At 67.0% G+C, this 16442-nt stretch carries 12 protein-coding genes; 6 read left to right on the top strand and 6 right to left on the bottom strand.

Annotated features, from left to right (window positions below):
- Nucleotides 1–58: 58 nt before the first annotated feature.
- Complete coding sequence (gene ppc, locus ACO6D5_RS01780; protein ID WP_485824478.1) at nucleotides 59–2908, bottom strand: phosphoenolpyruvate carboxylase; 2850 nt, start codon at nucleotides 2906–2908, stop codon at nucleotides 59–61.
- A gap of 167 nt (nucleotides 2909–3075) precedes the next feature.
- On the opposite strand from ppc, the gene queC reads away from it, so the two are divergent.
- Nucleotides 3076–3786, top strand: coding sequence for a 7-cyano-7-deazaguanine synthase QueC (queC, locus tag ACO6D5_RS01775; protein ID WP_169274144.1), 711 nt, complete (start codon nucleotides 3076–3078; stop codon nucleotides 3784–3786).
- A 248-nt stretch (nucleotides 3787–4034) separates the two neighbouring features.
- Nucleotides 4035–5627, top strand: coding sequence for an EAL domain-containing protein (locus tag ACO6D5_RS01770; protein WP_485824477.1), 1593 nt, complete (start codon nucleotides 4035–4037; stop codon nucleotides 5625–5627).
- Here the strand turns inward: ACO6D5_RS01770 and ACO6D5_RS01765 are convergent.
- Together ACO6D5_RS01765 and ACO6D5_RS01760 are read right to left on the bottom strand one after the other, a co-directional pair.
- Nucleotides 5605–6786, bottom strand: a complete 1182-nt coding sequence (locus ACO6D5_RS01765) for an MFS transporter (protein WP_485824476.1) — start codon at nucleotides 6784–6786, stop codon at nucleotides 5605–5607. The genes ACO6D5_RS01770 and ACO6D5_RS01765 overlap by 23 nt on opposite strands.
- Complete coding sequence (locus tag ACO6D5_RS01760; RefSeq protein ID WP_006227179.1) at nucleotides 6783–7328, bottom strand: GNAT family N-acetyltransferase; 546 nt, start codon at nucleotides 7326–7328, stop codon at nucleotides 6783–6785. Before ACO6D5_RS01760 ends, ACO6D5_RS01765 begins: the two co-directional genes overlap by 4 nt.
- A 117-nt stretch (nucleotides 7329–7445) precedes the next feature.
- On the opposite strand from ACO6D5_RS01760, the gene ACO6D5_RS01755 reads away from it, so the two are divergent.
- The gene (locus ACO6D5_RS01755; protein WP_485824475.1) at nucleotides 7446–8336 is read left to right on the top strand and encodes a LysR family transcriptional regulator; all 891 of its coding nucleotides are present in this window, start codon (nucleotides 7446–7448) and stop codon (nucleotides 8334–8336) included.
- Here the strand turns inward: ACO6D5_RS01755 and ACO6D5_RS01750 are convergent.
- Nucleotides 8284–9321, bottom strand: coding sequence for a 2-isopropylmalate synthase (locus tag ACO6D5_RS01750; protein WP_485824474.1), 1038 nt, complete (start codon nucleotides 9319–9321; stop codon nucleotides 8284–8286). The two genes, ACO6D5_RS01755 and ACO6D5_RS01750, sit on opposite strands and share 53 nt — an antisense overlap.
- Before the next feature lie 341 nt (nucleotides 9322–9662).
- Here ACO6D5_RS01750 and ACO6D5_RS01745 point away from each other — a divergent pair, with 341 nt between their 5' ends.
- The 3 genes from ACO6D5_RS01745 (at nucleotide 9663) to ACO6D5_RS01735 (ending at nucleotide 14172) form a co-directional block, all read left to right on the top strand.
- A complete protein-coding gene (locus tag ACO6D5_RS01745) occupies nucleotides 9663–10487 on the top strand; it encodes an AraC family transcriptional regulator (protein ID WP_485824473.1) in 825 nt (274 codons plus the stop codon).
- Between the two features lie 101 nt (nucleotides 10488–10588).
- A complete protein-coding gene (gene ilvD / locus ACO6D5_RS01740) occupies nucleotides 10589–12457 on the top strand; it encodes a dihydroxy-acid dehydratase (protein ID WP_315526945.1) in 1869 nt (622 codons plus the stop codon).
- Between the two features lie 833 nt (nucleotides 12458–13290).
- Complete coding sequence (locus ACO6D5_RS01735; RefSeq protein ID WP_485824472.1) at nucleotides 13291–14172, top strand: LysR substrate-binding domain-containing protein; 882 nt, start codon at nucleotides 13291–13293, stop codon at nucleotides 14170–14172.
- Nucleotides 14173–14208: 36 nt separating this feature from the next.
- On the opposite strand, the gene lpdA is transcribed toward ACO6D5_RS01735, so the two are convergent.
- Both lpdA and ACO6D5_RS01725 read right to left on the bottom strand, forming a co-directional pair.
- Nucleotides 14209–15606, bottom strand: coding sequence for a dihydrolipoyl dehydrogenase (lpdA, locus tag ACO6D5_RS01730; RefSeq protein WP_485824471.1), 1398 nt, complete (start codon nucleotides 15604–15606; stop codon nucleotides 14209–14211).
- Between the two features lie 8 nt (nucleotides 15607–15614).
- Nucleotides 15615–16442: 2-oxo acid dehydrogenase subunit E2 (locus ACO6D5_RS01725; protein ID WP_485824470.1), on the bottom strand; the 828-nt coding region annotated here is incomplete at its 5' end.

Here is a 16442-nt window from a genome sequence, read left to right as displayed (position 1 = left end):
ATAAACTGAGAATAATACTCATTCTATAGCGCGAGCCGTCCTGCCGGCAATGCGGGCGTCAGCCGGAGTTGCGCAGCCCCGCCGCGATGCCGTTGATCGTCAGGTGGATCGCGCGTTGCACGCGTTCGTCGACGTCGGCGTCTGGGTGCTTCTGCGCCGCGCGATGCCGGCGGATCAAGTCGATCTGCAGGTAGTTCAGCGGGTCGATGTAGGCGAAGCGTTCGCGCAGCGAATCTTGCAGGGTGGGGTTGTCGGCCAGCAGTTCGCGTTGGGTCAAGAGCTTCAGCATGGCCAGCGTGCGGGCGTGTTCGGCGCTGATGGCGCCGAAGATGCGCTCGCGCAAGGCGCGCTGCGGGACCAGTTGGGCGTAGCGGGCGGCGATGGCCAGGTCGGACTTGGCCAGCACCATTTCCATGTTGGACAGCAGCGTGCGGAAGGCGGGCCAGTCGCGGGCCATTTCGCGCAGTTGCGCCAGACGGCCGCGGCGCGAGCGCGGGGCGTCGGGGGCGCCGGTTTCCAGGTAGGCCTCGATGGCCGAGCCCATGCCGTACCAGCCGGTCAGCATCAGGCGGCATTGCGCCCACGAGAAGCCCCACGGGATGGCGCGCAGGTCTTCGATGCGCTGGCCCTTCTTGCGCGAGGCGGGGCGCGAGCCGATGTTCAGGCCGGCGATCTCGCTGATGGGCGTGGCGGCAAAGAAATATTCCGCAAAGCGCGGCGTGTCGTAGACCAGGCCGCGGTAGGTGCGCTGCGCCATGTCCGACATGAACGACATGGCCGGGCCGTGGTGCGCCATGTGCGCGTCTTCGGCGCTGGTGGCTTCAGCGCGCGGCGCCAGGCTGGATTCCAGCGTGGCCGCGACCAGCAATTCCAGGTGCCAGCGCCCGACCTCGGCGTCCTTGTACTTGCTTTGGATGACTTCGCCCTGTTCGGTCAGGCGGATCTGCCCGGCGACGGTGCCGGGAGGCTGGGCCAGGATCGCGTCGAAGCTGGAGCCGCCGCCGCGTCCTACCGAGCCGCCGCGGCCGTGGAACAGGCGCAGGCGCACATTGCGGGCGGAGAACACCTCGACGAGCGCGCGTTCGGCCTGGTAGAGCGACCAGTTGGACGTGAGGAAGCCCCCGTCCTTGTTGCTGTCCGAATAGCCCAGCATGACTTCCTGCGCGCCGTTCTGCGCCAGCTTCACGCGCTGGCGGATTTCCGGCAAGTCCAGCCAGGCGGCCATGATCTCGGCGCCGCGCTGCAAGTCGGGGATGGTCTCGAACAGCGGCACGACCATCAGGCCGTCTTCGGCCGCGATGTCCTGGCCAGCCGGCGCGATCAGGCCGGCTTCCTTTTGCAGCACCATCACTTCCAGCAGGTCGCTCAGCGTCTCGGTGTGCGACACGATGGTCTGGCGCACGGCCTGCTTGCCATAGCGGGCGCGGCCGGCGGCCGCCGCCCGCAGCACCGCCAGTTCGCGCGTGGTGTCTTCGCTGTAGGCGATCCAGGGCGACGCGAGCGGTCGCGCTTGCGCCAGCTCGGCGCGCAACAGCGCCACGCGCTCGTCTTCGGTCAGTGCCAGATAGTCCAGCGCCTGGCCGTTGTGCTGCGTGCCGGCGCGGGCGAACAATTCGGCCAGCGCGCGCTCGTGCACGTCCGAGCTCTGGCGCAGGTCGACGGTGGCCAGGTGAAATCCGAAGACCTCCACGGCCTGTTGCAGCCCGGCTAGCCGCAAGCGGCCGATGGGCGCGCCATGGTGGGCAGCCAGCGACGCGGCGATCACGGCCAGGTCGGCGGACAGTTCCTCCGGCGCGCCATACGGGGGGGCTGCGACGGTGCTGCGGCGGGCCAGGTCCTGCCCTGTCAGCCCTTGCGCCGTGGCAGCCAGGCGGGCGTAGACGCCGACCAGCGCGCGGCGGTAGGGCTCGTCGCTGCGGTGCGGGGAGTCGTCGCCGCTGCTGTCGGCCAGCGCCAGCAGTTCCGGGTTGGCCGAGATCAGCAAGGTAGTGATGGACAGTTCCGCGCCCAGCGCATGGACCTCTTGCAGATAGTGTTCGAACAGCACCGTCGCCTGGCGCAGCAGCGCGCGCTCCAAGGTGCCGGCATCTACGTTCGGGTTGCCGTCGCGGTCGCCGCCGATCCAGCTGCCCATGCGCAGGAACGGCTCCAGCGGCGGCGGCGGCGCGGCGAAGGGCTTGGCGGGTTCGCGGTTCAGCAGCTTGGACAGGTCGGCGTACAGGCGCGGGATGACCTGCAGGAAGGTGCTGCGGTAGTACGACAGCGCGTTCTCGATTTCGTCGGACACCGTCAGGCGCGTGTAGCGCAGCATGCGGGTCTGCCACAAGGTGGCGACGCGTCCAAGCAGGGCCGCGTCCAATTGCGCCAGCTCCTCTGGGGTCAGCTGGCCGTCGCGCAATGTCAGCGCCGAGGCGATTTCGCGGTGGACGTCCAGCGTGCTCTTGCGCTGCACTTCGGTGGGATGCGCGGTCAGCACCGGCATCACGCTGGCCTCGGCCAGCAGACGGCGGATGCGGGCGGCGCCCACGCCATGTTTGGCAAGCGTCTGCACGGCGTCGCGCAGGCTGCCGCGCGCGGCGGAGTCGTCGGTCAAGGCGCGGGCCCGCTGGCGGCGGTTCTGGTCGCGGTCTTCGGCGATGTTGGCCAGGTGCAGGAAGTAGCTGAAGGCGCGCGCCACCGAGTTGGGGTCGTTGCCCTGCAGACGCTTGACGCGCTGCTCCAGCAGCTTGCTGTCGGCGTCGATGCCTTCCCGGCGGAATTTCACGGCCGTGCGGCGCAGCGTTTCTATGGTGTCGAAGACGCGCTTGCCTTCGCATTCCTCGATGACCGTTCCTAACAGGCGGCCTAACAGCCGGATATCGTGACGCAAGGGTTCTGCTGAATCGGACTGCGGGCGGATGGCATTCATCGGGCGGGGATCCGTCGGGCGGCTGAAAAGGGAAGAGGAGGCAAACGGGGTGCTGAGAACTACCGGATGGGAAACGCAACCGATTTTACGCAGGCTTGCTTACGCGAGAGGCCTGGGGGCTGCGTTAAAGTTCGCCTATTCCCTTCGTCTTTCCACAAGCCCCCTTTATGCAAAACCATCAACGCCGCGCACTTGTCCTCTTTTCGGGCGGCCAGGACTCCACGACTTGCCTGGCCTGGGCGCTGGACCGCTATGCCCATGTGGAAACGGTGGCGTTCGATTACGGCCAGCGGCACCGCATTGAACTGGATGCCCGCTTGAACGTGCTGCGCGACATCCGCGCGCGCTTCCCGCAATGGGCGGCGCGGTTGGGCGAAGACCACCTGCTGGACCTGAAGGTGCTGGGCCAGGTGGGCGATACCGCCATGACGAGCGACCGCGCCATCGAGATGCAGGCTAACGGCTTGCCGAATACCTTCGTGCCCGGCCGCAATCTGCTTTTCCTGACGCTGGCCGCTGCGCTGGGCTACCGCCGCCAACTGGACGTGCTGGTCGGCGGCATGTGCGAAACCGACTTCTCGGGCTATCCCGACTGCCGCGATGACACGATCAAGGCGCAGCAGGTGGCGCTGGGCCTGGGCCTGGGCAGCCGCGTCACCATCGAGACCCCGCTCATGTGGATCGACAAGTCCGAGACCTGGGCGCTTGCCCAGACGCTGGGCGGCGACGCGCTGGTTGAAACCATCGTCGAGGAAAGCCACACCTGCTACCTGGGCGAACGCGGCGCGCGTCACGGCTGGGGCTACGGCTGCGGCACCTGCCCGGCCTGCAAGCTGCGCCGGGCAGGTTGGGAAAAGTGGACCGCCGCCCAGGCCTGATGCCGACTGGAATTCCGCGCCTTATCGGGATGACGCGTATCGCAATATTTCGCAGATCGCTGAGGTTTATTTTGATATCTTGAATTTTTCTCATAGAAATATGAAAAATATTCAATAAAAATTGACTTAAAGTCGCCCTTTCCGTATTCAGCCCCCTTTTTTTGCGACTCTGTTCCAGGTATGGAAATGCATCCACACATTTCGATACCGTTCGATGGAACGGCATTATTAATCAGGGCTTAATCAATATGAATCGGTCGCGGATTATTCTCGTTTTTGACAACGAATTTGCAAAACGGGGCATTTCCAATTCCCTCGAGCAAATCGGTTTTATTCTGAACCCCGTCTCCCTGCTGGATGCCTCTCCGAATCGCCTGTCCGGCGAGATCCTGGTGCACTTGTGCCTGCCGCGGGACCTGGACATCACCATCGGGCAGTTGCGGGCCAATTTCCTGAACTCCACGATCATCGCAATACGCGACATCGAAAGCCCCACCGTGCGGATCAATGCGCTGCTGGCCGGGGCGGATAGTTGCTACGGCACCAACATCAGCTATAGCGAAGTCGCCGCCGCTATCCAGTCTGCGCAGCGCAAGCTCACGCTTACCTATGCGCCGGCCGGCCAAGCGGCGCGCCGGACGGAGCCCCCCGCCGGGCAAGCCGTGGCAAGTCCCGCGGCCGAGGAAAAAGCCTGGCGGCTTGTCGACAATGAATGGACGCTGACCTCGCCGGCAGGCGTTGGCGTCAGCTTGACGCCGATGGAAAGGACGATCATGAAAACCATGATCGGGCACCCTGAAAAAATGGTGGGGCGAGGCGACTTCGCGATCGAAAGCGAGGACGTCGCGGGCAATGGCCGGTCGCTGGATTTGATCGTCAGCCGGCTCAAGCGCAAGGGCAATGTCGCAGGCGCATCCATCCCCATACGCAGCATGCGGGGCAAAGGGTACTCGTTCTCGGCCGAACTGCGCGTGGACGGCGCGAGGCAGCAGGCATCCCCGCCCGCCATCATCCGGCCACCCCTCCGCGAGCCTGAAGATCCTGAGTATCCACTGCTGACGGCGATCCAGGACGAGCGGCTGCAATTCCTTTATCAGCCTATCGTCTTGGCGCACACGCAGGAGATCGCCGGCGCAGAAGCGACGCTCGCGTGGAAGGATGCCAGCGGGATGGGCGCGGACGTCGAAGGCTTGCTGCGGGACGCCTGCCGGTCAGCGGCCGCGCGCGAACTGGTGGGCTGGGGACTTCGGACAATTTCTGCCGACCAGGCCCGTTGGCGGCAGATCGGCACCGGCCTTGGCACCGTCGTCAACATCAATGTCTCTCCCCAGAGCTTCGTTCGCCGGGACGTCGTGGAGGCGATTCTGCTTGGGGTGTTCTCTCATGGCCTTTCACCGCGGGATCTTCGCCTGGAAATCACCGAAGAGACCACGTCCCAGGTCGACTCGGCCGACATGCGCGCTGTCCTGGGAGAGTTCACGAGCCTGGGGGTCCAGGTCTGGCTGGACGATTTCGGCAAGGGCTACAACAACCTGGAATGGCTATCGACGCTGCCCCTGTCTGGCTTGAAGCTGGAGAAATCCATAGTCTGGAATGCCGCGCGTCATTCGGATTCCCATAAGGTGTTGCGCTCCATCTGCCAATTGGCGAAAGACCTGGGCATCACGACCGTGGCTGACGGCATCGAAACCGCTGCGCACCGTCAGGCCGCGCTGGATGCCGAGTGTGAATTGATGCAGGGCTTGCTGTTCTTCAAACCCGCCTCCGGCGAGGAGTTCGCCCGCGCATTGGCCGGGCAGCGGGCGCACCACGCCGCAGTCATGCCCGAACCCGGGCGATAAAGCGCCACCGGAGCGCGAATGCCGCCGCCAGAATGGCCGCGGCCAATCCCGCAGACATCCCCATCGCGGCCTGCGCGCTGCACCGCTCAATCACATAGGCATAGGCCACCGGCGCCGTGGCCGTCAGCAGGAAGCTGGGGATCAGCAGGGCGCCGACCAGCGCGCCATAGCTGCGGAAATCGAACAGGGCCAGCGGCAGCGTGCCGCGGGTGATCGTCATCAGGCCGTTGCAGGCGCCATAGAGCAGGGCGTAGGCGGCGGTGGCGTAGAGGTTGCCCCGGGACAGCAAGGCCAGCAGAAAGCAAAGCGGGAACAGGCCGCTGACGGCCAGCGTAAGCGTCAGCGGGTGCAACCTCGACCCCAGGGCCACGTCGGCCACGCGGGCGGCGAATTGGCCGACGCCCCACAGGGCCGCCACACTCACGGCAGCGGCGGTAGCCAGGCCCAGGCCCGACAGCAACGAGATCAGGTGGGCGGCGTTGCCGGCGGCCAGGAAGTTGGTCAGCATCGCAATGACCGCGTACAGCGTACCGGCCAGGCGGCGTTCATGGGCGGTGCGTGTCAGGCCCGCGGCGTGTTTGCTGGCGGCGGTGGCGGGGGCGGCGTACCGCTTGCGCGGCATCGCCAGATACAGCGGCAGCGTGGCCAGGGCGAACGCGGCATAGACGAGGACGGCGCCGCGCCATCCCAGCCAGGCGGACAGCGCATGGCCGACGGGCCACATCACGGTCGAGGCCAGGCCGCCGAACAGCGTGATCTGCGACATGGGGCGGCGCGCGGTGGGCCCGGCCGCGCGGGCCAGCGACGCGAAGGCCGCGTCGTACAGGCACAGGCGCATCCCGATGCCCAGCAGCACCCATGCCACGAAATACGCGGCAACGGCGTGGGAGGCAGCCAGCAAGGCGCAACCGGCCGCGGCGACGACCGCGCCGACAGGCATGACCCGATGTCCGCCCCAGCGGTCCACCGCCATGCCGGCCAGCGGCGATACCAGCGCCATCGTCACGATGGCGGCGGAGAAGCCGCCGTAGACGGTGGCGGCGTTCCAGCCCAGATCGGCCGCCATGGCCGGACCCAGGGCGCCGATCAGATAGAACGTCACGCCCCAGCCGACCAGCTGGGTCAGGCCCAGGCAGACGATGGCGCGCGGCGGGATCACGGCCGCTGCGGCGGCGTGGCGTCGCCTTCGCCCAAGGCGCGCTGCATCAGTACGGTGTCGCGCCATTCGCCATGCTTGTGCCCGACGGACCGCAGGGTCCCCACCGGGTGGAACCCCTGGCTGGCGTGCAGGGCGAGGGACGCGGCATTGCGGCTGTCGCCCACGACGGCCAGCATCTGGCGCCAGCCGGCGGCGGTGCAGCGTTCGATCAGCGCGGCAAGCAGCTTGCCGCCGATGCCCAGGCCGGCGCGGCCGGCTTTCACGTACACCGAATCCTCGACCGTATGGCGATAGGCCGGGCGCGGGCGGTAAGGGGTGACGTAGGCGTAGCCCACCACTTCACCATTGATCTCGGCCACCAGGTAGGGCATTTCCTTTTCCAGCACGCTGCCGCGGCGTTGGCGCATCTCGGCGATGGAGGGCGGTTCCAGTTCGAACGAGGCGGTGCCGTGTTCGACGTGGTGGGCGTACAGGGTCTTGATGGCGGGCAGGTCCGCGTCCGCGCTGTCGCGGATCAGGACGGTGGGCAGGGTGGGCGACATGAAAGGACGGGTGGTTCGGTGACGGGGAAAAGCCAGCCGCCAGTGTCGCGCAACGTCATGCATTAATAAAGCTTTGGATTATTATGGTTTTCATAAGTAAAACTTTGGATTCATCAGATGCGTGGCTTGAACCTTGACCATCTGCGCACGTTTGCCCAGGTGGTCGAACTAGGCAGTTTTTCCGCGGCCGCAGAGCGCGGAGGCGTGACCCAACCTGCCGTCAGCCTGCAGATCCGCCAGCTGGAGCGGCGCTTCGGCGTCAAGCTGGTCGAGCGCATCGGCCGCCGCGCCGGCCCGACCGCCGCGGGGCTGGAACTGCTGACCCACATCCACGTCATCGATGCCGCGCTGGCGCAGGCCGAGCAGGCCATGTCCGCCCATGCGTCCCAGGTCTCCGGGCGGATCCGGCTGGGCACGGGCGCCACCGCGTGCACGTATCTGCTGCCTTCCGTGCTGGCCGACCTGCGCCGCCGCTTTCCCGCGCTGGATATCGTGGCCAGTACCGGCAACACGTCGGACATGCTGCGCGGGCTGGAGAACAACACGCTGGACATGGCCTTGGTCACCTTGCCCGCGCCGGGCCGCATGTTCCAGGTCAATCCGGTGATGGAAGACGAGTTCGTGGCGATCTTTCCCGCCCAAGAGTCTGGCGCGATCCCCGATGTCGTGACGCCCCAGTCGCTGGCGGGGCTGCCGCTGGTGCTGTTCGAACCCGGTGCGCGCACGCGCCGGCTGGTGGACGACTGGTTCGAGGCGGCAGGGGTGGCGGCCAAGCCCGTCATGGAATTGGGCAGCACGGAGGCCATGAAGGAAATCGTGGCGGCGGGCCTGGGCTGCGCGGTGTTGCCCAAGCTTGCCGTGTCGGGCGCGGGCCAGCGCGCTGCGCTGGCCGTGCGTTCGCTGACGCCGCGCCTGTCGCGCGACCTGGCCATCGTGCTTCGCCGCGACAAGCCGCTTAGCCGGGGGTTGCGCCACCTGCAGGAGGCGCTGCTGGCGTTGCATGCGTGAACGCGTAGGGGTGGAACACATCCACCGGAAGCTGGTTGCACTGCTGGACGCATTCGCGCACGGCGGCCATGTCCGAGAAGTCCAGGCCGCTGTGCACGCCATGCAGGTCCAGGTTCATGGCCAAGGTCACCAGGTCCACATTGCCCGTGCGTTCACCGTTGCCGAACAGGCAGCCTTCCACCCGGTCGGCGCCGGCCAGCACCGCCAGTTCGGCCGAGGCGACGGCGGTGCCGCGGTCATTGTGCGGATGCACGCTCAGCACGATGCTGTCGCGGCGTGCCAGATGGCGGTGCATCCATTCGATCTGGTCGGCATATACGTTGGCCGTCGTGCACTCCACCGTGGACGGCAGGTTGACGATCATCTTGCGGTCGGGCGTGGGACCCCAGATGGCGCAGACCGCATCGCAGACCTCCAGTGAGAAATCCAGCTCGGCCAGGCTGAACGTTTCCGGCGAGTACTCGTAAATCCATTCCGTCTCGGGGCGGGCGTTGGCCAGCGCCCGGATCTGGCGGGTGCCGGCCAGGGCGATCTCCTTGACCTCGGCGCGCGTCATGCCGAAGACGATGCGCCGCCATTGCGGCGCGATGGGCGCATACAGGTGCACGATGGCGCGCGGCGCGCCGCGCAACGATTCAAAGGTGCGTTCGATCAGGTCCGGGCGCGACTGCGTCAGCACTTCGATCGTCACGTCTTGCGGTATGCGGCGCTCTTCGATCAGCTTGCGCACGAAGTTGAAGTCGGTATCCGACGCCGAGGGGAACGCCACTTCGATTTCCTTGACGCCTACCGCCACCAGTTGCTCGAACATGCGCAGTTTGCGCGCGCCGTCCATGGGTTCGATCAGCGCCTGATTGCCGTCGCGCATGTCGGTGCTCATCCAGACAGGCGGCGCCAGCAGGCGGCGCGAGGGCCAGGTGCGTTCCGCGTAATCGCGGGTGAAGGGTTGGGTGGGACGGTACTTGTGCTGGGGTTGTTCAAGCATGGAAACCTCCGGCCGCGAGCGGGCGCCGCGGCATCAGAACGCCGTGGCCGCATCGCGCGGCGACGGCAAAGCAATCGGGGAGGTGGCTTCAGGGCCCGTCAGCGGGCCCCGGGCTGCCGGGCGGCCACGGGGCGCATGGCCCGGCAACCGCGCGCTAGTCGCAGGGGTAGGACGGTTGCGGCGTTCGCGCAGCCAAGCCCGGCGGCCGCAAGTGCGGCGCGGGTGGCGGAGAGGGCGAACGGCAAGGGCATGGGGGTGTGAGCGGATTCAGCAGGGATTCGGGGATGGTAGGTACACTGGAAAAGACCGTCTAACGCTATCAAGACATCGATCGTCGCAAAATGGACATCCTCTCGCCTCCTTCCGCCGGCAAATCGCGCTCTCCCGCCGACCTGGACCTGTTCCCGTACGAGTCGTCGCAGCGCCCGGTCGCGGGGCTGGCGGTGGATTACGAGGACGGCCACCGCGTGCGGCGGCACCGGCACCGCCGGGGGCAGTTGCTCTATGCGATCTCCGGCGTGATGGTGGTGGATACCGATGCCGGCATCTGGATCGTGCCGCCCACGCGCGGCGTCTGGGTGCCGGCCTGGGTGCCGCACGGCATCCGCATGAGCGGCGAACCCCGCATGCGCACCGTGTTCGTCGAGCCGGGAGCCGCGGCGCATCTGCCCGAACAATGCTGCGTGCTGTCCATTTCGCCCCTGTTGCGCGAATTGATGGTGGCCGCTGCCGAGGTGCCGCTGGATTGGGCGCCCGACACGCGCGACGGCCGGCTGATGATGCTGCTGCTGGACGAACTGCGCCAGGAACCTGTGCTGCCGCTGCACTTGCCGCAACCTTCCGAGCCGCGGCTGGCCCGCATCTGCCGCGCCATCGTGCGCCATCCCGAGCGCCAGGCCGGGGCGGCGGACTGGGCGCGGGAATTGGGGGTGGACCCCAAGACGGTGCACCGCCTGTTTCTGCGCCACACGGGCATGACCTTCGGGCGCTGGCGCCAGCAGGCGCGTCTGCTGGCCGCCATGGAACGGCTGGCGCGCGGCGCGCGCGTGCTGGACGTGGCGCTGGACCTGGGCTACGACAGCCCCAGCGCGTTTGCAGCGATGTTCCGGCGCGCCGTGGGCGAGTCGCCCAGCGCGTTTGCGGCCCGGGGCGGCGCGTCCGCCTGATGGCCACGAAGCGTCCCAGGCGCGGCTCCCGGGCAGCACCGCCCGGAACCAGCGTATTATTTACCGTTTTGCCGCCACGCTAACAGCACTCGAGACAAATCATGCCGCACTACCGTTCCCGCACATCGACCCACGGCCGCAACATGGCCGGCGCCCGCGCCCTGTGGCGCGCCACCGGCATGAAGGACGGCGATTTCGGCAAGCCGATCATCGCGGTAGTGAACTCGTTCACGCAGTTCGTGCCGGGCCACGTGCACCTGCGCGACCTGGGCGCGCTGGTCGCCAAAGAGATCGAAGCCGCGGGCGGCGTCGCCAAGGAATTCAACACGATCGCCGTCGATGACGGCATCGCCATGGGCCACGGCGGCATGCTGTATTCGCTGCCGTCGCGCGAACTGATCGCCGACTCGGTGGAGTACATGGTGAACGCGCATTGCGCCGACGCCATGGTCTGCATCTCGAACTGCGACAAGATCACCCCTGGGATGCTGATGGCCGCGATGCGCCTGAACATCCCGGTCGTGTTCGTGTCCGGCGGCCCGATGGAAGCGGGCAAGGTCAAGTCGCCGACCGACGGCAAGGTGATCGCCAAGATCGACCTGATCGACGCCATGATCAAGGCGGCCGACCCGAAGGTGTCGGACGCGGAAGTGGCCGAAGTGGAACGCAGCGCATGCCCGACGTGCGGCTCCTGTTCCGGCATGTTCACCGCCAACTCGATGAACTGTCTGACTGAAGCCATCGGCCTGGCGTTGCCGGGCAACGGCACGATCGTGGCCACGCACGCGTGGCGCAAGGGATTGTTCGAGCAAGCCGGCCGCCTGGTCGTGGACCTGTGCCGCCGCTACTACGTGGAAGAAGACGAATCGGTCCTGCCGCGCAGCATCGCGACGAAGAGCGCTTTCCAGAACGCGATGGCGCTGGACGTGGCGATGGGCGGTTCGACCAATACCGTGCTGCACCTGCTGGCCGCGGCGCAGGAAGCGGGCGTGGATTTCACCATGGCCGACATCGACCGCATTTCGCGCAAGGTGCCCTGCCTGTGCAAGGCGGCGCCCGCCACCGACAAGTACCACATCGAAGACGTGCACCGCGCAGGCGGCATCCTGGGCATCCTGGGTGAACTGGCGCGCGCCGACCTGCTGGACCTGTCCTGCGGCAACGTGCACAGCGGCACGCTGGGCAATGCGATCCAGAAGTGGGACGTGGCGGGCGAGGCCGGCGAAGACGCGCAGAAGTTCTACCGCGCGGCGCCTGGCGGCATCCCGACGACGGTAGCTTTTAGCCAGGACGCGACGTTCCTGACCCTGGATACGGACCGCAAGACCGGCTGCATCCGCAGCAAGGAAAACGCCTACTCGAAGGACGGTGGCCTGGCTGTGCTGTACGGCAATCTGGCCGAGAAGGGTTGCATTGTGAAGACGGCCGGCGTGGACGAGTCGCAATGGGTCTTTACGGGCCGTGCGCGCGTGTTCGAAAGCCAGGACGACGCGGTGGAAGGCATCCTGGGCGACAAGATCGTGGCGGGCGACGTGGTGGTGATCCGCTACGAAGGCCCGAAGGGCGGTCCGGGCATGCAAGAGATGCTGTATCCGACGTCGTACCTGAAGTCCAAGGGCTTGGGCAAGACGTGCGCGCTGTTCACGGACGGTCGTTTTTCGGGCGGTTCGTCGGGTCTGGTGATCGGGCATGCGTCGCCGGAAGCGGCCGAAGGCGGCACGATCGGCCTGGTGGAAGAAGGCGATGTGATCGAGATCGATATCCCGAAGCGCAAGATGCACCTGGCCGTGTCCGACGAAGAACTGGCGCGTCGCCGCGCGGCGATGGATGCGCGCGCGGACGGCTGGGAGCCGGTGGGTCGCGAGCGGGTCGTGTCGTTGGCGTTGCAGGCTTATGCCGCGTTGGCGACGTCGGCGGATCGCGGCGCGGTTCGGGATTTGTCGCAGCTGAAGCAGAAGGGCAAGCGGTGATTGCCTGATTGCTTGGAGTGTGAAAAAGGCGACGCTTTTGGCGTCGCTTTTTTTTGTGTTGCTGGGGCGTAGTTGGCGGCTGGCGGCCGGCGGCTTCGTAGGTCGCCCGTCGGCGGGGTCGGGCTGATGGCGCGCGCCCACGATTGCGGTCCGGAGCCTTCGCTCCGGACTACCCCGTTGTCATCTTCGTTGCGGCCTATGGCCGCTGCCTTCAGATTCCCTCGGGCGCATCAAGGTTGCGCGCCATCAGCCCGACCCCGCCGACGGGCTGGAGCTGTCTTGGCTCGATGCGCTGCTGGATCCCTGTTTACTGACGAGATTTGCGACGCCCGCCTCAAGCGGCCGCGCGGGCGGCCGCATTCGGCCTACGCATCCGCGGGGCGTCGTGCGGTGGTCGCTTGCGCGCGGGTGGGGGAGTGTTTTTCGCGTTGCGCGCTACGCGGCATCGCCGCCCGCAAGATACTGTGGAAGCTCCCAAAGGCCGCCCGCGCGGCCGGCCGGGGGCAAGCCCCGCAAGATCTTCCATTACCCCCGACTCGGGGCTAGAACCCTAAGAACACAGACCGTCTCGGGTGACGCCAGATTGCACACGTTGGAGCACGACGCGGTGAGGCCCTGGGGTGCGTGGGGAGTCGATCAGCCCGAGGGAATCTGAAGGGAAGGCCGTAGGCCTGGACGAAGATGACGAAGGGGAAGTCCGGAGCGAAGGCTCCGGACCGCAATCGTTGACCCGCGCATCCCAGGGCCTCACCGCGTCGTGCGTCTCAAGAACCATCACCCCGCCCACCACAAGAAAACCCCGATAAAATTCCTGGACCCTGCCTGGAGCTCCCATGTCCCTGAATTCCGAAGCGCTGCGCCTGTTCCTGGGCGTCGTCGATGCCGGCTCCATGAGCGCGGCGGCAGAAATGCTCGGACAGACCGCATCAGGCGTCAGCCGGGGCCTGTCGCGGCTTGAAGACGAGCTGGGCGTCATTCTCTTGAACCGGACAACCCGGCGGATGGAATTGACCGAAGAAGGCGCTCATTTTCTTCCCAAGGCGCGGCAGATCGTGGCGGCGCTGGAAGAGGCCGAGGAATGCATGCGGATGGTGCATCAGCGGCCGGCGGGGCGTTTGCGGGTGGATGCCGCGGTGCCGGTGATGTTGCATTGCGTGGTCCCGCACGTGGGCGATTTCCGGCGCGAGTATCCCGAGATCATGCTGGAACTCACCAGCAATGATCGTATTGTGGACCTGATGGAGCATCGCACCGATATTGCGATCCGCATGGGGCCGTTGACGGACTCGACCTTGCACGCGCGGCCGTTGCGGCCGGCGCCGCGGTGGATGATGGCCAGTCCCGAGTACATCGCGCGGCGCGGGGCGCCGGAGACGGTGGAGGACTTGGCGGAGCATGAGGTGTTGGGGTTCACGCATCCCGAGAGCCTGAACGTGTGGCCGCTCAAGCATGCGGGCGGATCCAGTTATCTGGCGACGCCGACGCTCGCGACCTCCAGCGGCGAGACGCAGCGGCAGCTGGCGCTGCGCGGCGTGGGGATCGCGTGCCTGTCGGACTTCGTGGTGCGCGAAGACATCGCGGCGGGGCGGCTGGTGAAGGTGATGGAAAGCGTGTACAGCGACTATCTACAGCCGATGCATGCGGTGTATCACCGCAACACGCAGTTGTCGCGGCGCATTGCCTGCTTCCTGGATTTCTTTGCCGGGCGCGTGTAGGGCGATGGGTTGCGATGCGCAACCCATCTTGGCGCGCTAGGCGTGCAACGTTCGTCCAAACGCCGACAACACCGATTCATGCAGTGTTTCCGACAAGGTCGGGTGCGCGAACACGGTGTGCATCAGGTCCTCTTCGGTTGCTTCCAGCGACGCCGCCACCCCGTAGCCCGTGATCAGCTCGGACGCTTCCGGATGGATGATGTGCGCGCCCAGCAGTTCCCCGGACTTGGCGTCGAACACCGTCTTCACCAGGCCCTGGTCTTCGCCCATCGCGATCGCCTTGCCGTTGCCGGCGAAGGTGAACTTGCCGACGCGGATCTCGCCGCCGGACTGTTTGGCGTGTTCGCGGGCGCGGGCCTCGGTCATGCCGATGCTGGCGACTTGCGGGTAGGAGTACGTGCAGGCCGGGATGCGCAGCGGGTCTAGGGCGTGGGTGGGCAGGCCCGCGATGGCTTCGACGCACAGCACGGCTTCGTGGCTGGCCTTGTGGGCAAGCCACGGGGCGCCGGCCACGTCGCCGATGGCGTAGACGCCCGGTTCGCCGGTGCGGCATTGGGCGTCGGTGACGATGTGGGTCTTTTCGACGATGACGCGGGTCTTCTCCAGGCCCAGGTTCTCGACGTTGCCGACGATGCCGGCGGCGACGATGACGCGGTCCACTTCAACATCTGTCTTCTTGCCTTGCTGCGCCAGCGTCACCTTGACGCCTGTTGCCGTGGGCGAGGACGCCGTGACGGCGCATTGCGTCAGGACGCGGATGCCTTGCTTTTCGAACGCCTTGCGCGCCAATTGCGAGATCTCGACGTCTTCTTGCGGCAGGATTTCCGGCGTCATGTCGATCAGGGTGACGTCGGCGCCGATGGCGCGGTAGAAGCTGGCGAACTCCGCGCCGATCGCGCCGGCGCCGACCACCAGCAGCGACTTCGGGATCTCAGTCGGCGCCAGGGCCTGGCGGTAGGCCCAGATGCGTTCGCCCACCGGCAGCGCCGGCAGTTCGCGGGCGCGCGCGCCGGTGGCCAGGATGATGTGCTTGGCCGACAGCGTGGCGCCGATGTCCAGCGCAAGCCGGCCCGACCCCGCCAGCGTGGCGCTGGCGGCGAACACGGTGACACCGTTTTTCTTCATCAGGTGGGCCACGCCCTGGCCCAGGCGGCCCGCGACTTTGCGGGACCGGGCCACCATTGCCGCCAGATCGGGCCGGGCATCGCCCGCGCCCGTCACGCCGTAGTGCGCGGCTTCGCGGCAGGCGCGCAATACGGTGGCGCTATGCAGCAGCGCCTTGGTGGGAATGCAGCCCCAGTTCAGGCAGATGCCGCCCAGTTCGGCGCGCTCTACCAGCGCAACCGACATGCCCAGCTGAGCGCCGCGGATGGCGGCGACGTAGCCGCCGGGGCCGCCGCCGACGACGATAAGGTCAAACACGGTCTTCGTCATCGTCGGGCTCACAGCAGGATGCGCACGGGGTTTTCGATCAGCGTGCGCAACGCAGCCAGCCAGCGCGCGCCGACGGCGCCGTCGACTGCGCGATGGTCCGCCGACAGCGTCACGGTCATGACGGTGGCGGCGACGAGTTCGCCGGCCTCATTCACAACCGGGCGGCGTTCGGCCGCGCCCACGGCCAGGATGGCGGCCTGGGGCGGATTGATGATGGCGGCGAACTGACTGATGCCGTACATGCCCAGGTTGCTGACCGTCAGCGAGCCGCCAGTGAATTCTTCGGGCTTCAATCGGTTGATCTTGGCGCGTCCGGCCAGCTCGACGATTTCGCCCGCGATGGCGGAAAGCGGCTTCACGTCCGCGTCGCGCACGATGGGCGTGACCAGGCCGCCGTCGGTCGCGACCGCTACCGAAATGTCGGCGCCGGCGTGGTATTCGATGGCGTCTTCGTGCCAGCTGACGTTCACTTCCGGCACTTCGCGCAGCGCCAGCGCCGCGGCGCGCACGATGAAGTCGTTCACCGACAGCTTCACCGCGCCACCTTGATTGGCTTGCGCACGCAGGGCCAGCAGCGCATCCATGCGGCAATCCACCGACAGGTAAAAATGCGGCACGTTCTGCTTGCTTTCGGTCAGGCGGCGGGCGATGGCGCGGCGCATGCCGGTGTGCGGCACGCGGCGGGCGGCGGGGCGGCCGGCCGACGGCGCGGCAGCAACCGGCGCGCGGTCGCGCGCGGCTTCGACGTCGCGACGCACGATGCGGCCGTGCGGGCCGGTGCCCGTCACGCCCAGCAGGTCCACATGCCATTGCGCGGCCAGCCGGCGCGCCAGCGG

Source organism: Achromobacter sp., assembly GCF_057314935.1.
Note: the sequence above shows the minus strand (reverse complement) of the source record. Positions and strands in the feature narration are given on the sequence as shown.

Coding starts and splice junctions, on each gene's coding strand:
- ppc (WP_485824478.1), bottom strand. CDS start 2,908: ATGAATGCCATCCGCCCGCAGTCCGATTCAGCAGAACCCTTGCGTCAC.
- queC (WP_169274144.1), top strand. CDS start 3,076: ATGCAAAACCATCAACGCCGCGCACTTGTCCTCTTTTCGGGCGGCCAG.
- ACO6D5_RS01770 (WP_485824477.1), top strand. CDS start 4,035: ATGAATCGGTCGCGGATTATTCTCGTTTTTGACAACGAATTTGCAAAA.
- ACO6D5_RS01760 (WP_006227179.1), bottom strand. CDS start 7,328: ATGTCGCCCACCCTGCCCACCGTCCTGATCCGCGACAGCGCGGACGCG.
- ACO6D5_RS01755 (WP_485824475.1), top strand. CDS start 7,446: ATGCGTGGCTTGAACCTTGACCATCTGCGCACGTTTGCCCAGGTGGTC.
- ACO6D5_RS01750 (WP_485824474.1), bottom strand. CDS start 9,321: ATGCTTGAACAACCCCAGCACAAGTACCGTCCCACCCAACCCTTCACC.
- ACO6D5_RS01745 (WP_485824473.1), top strand. CDS start 9,663: ATGGACATCCTCTCGCCTCCTTCCGCCGGCAAATCGCGCTCTCCCGCC.
- ilvD (WP_315526945.1), top strand. CDS start 10,589: ATGCCGCACTACCGTTCCCGCACATCGACCCACGGCCGCAACATGGCC.
- ACO6D5_RS01735 (WP_485824472.1), top strand. CDS start 13,291: ATGTCCCTGAATTCCGAAGCGCTGCGCCTGTTCCTGGGCGTCGTCGAT.
- lpdA (WP_485824471.1), bottom strand. CDS start 15,606: ATGACGAAGACCGTGTTTGACCTTATCGTCGTCGGCGGCGGCCCCGGC.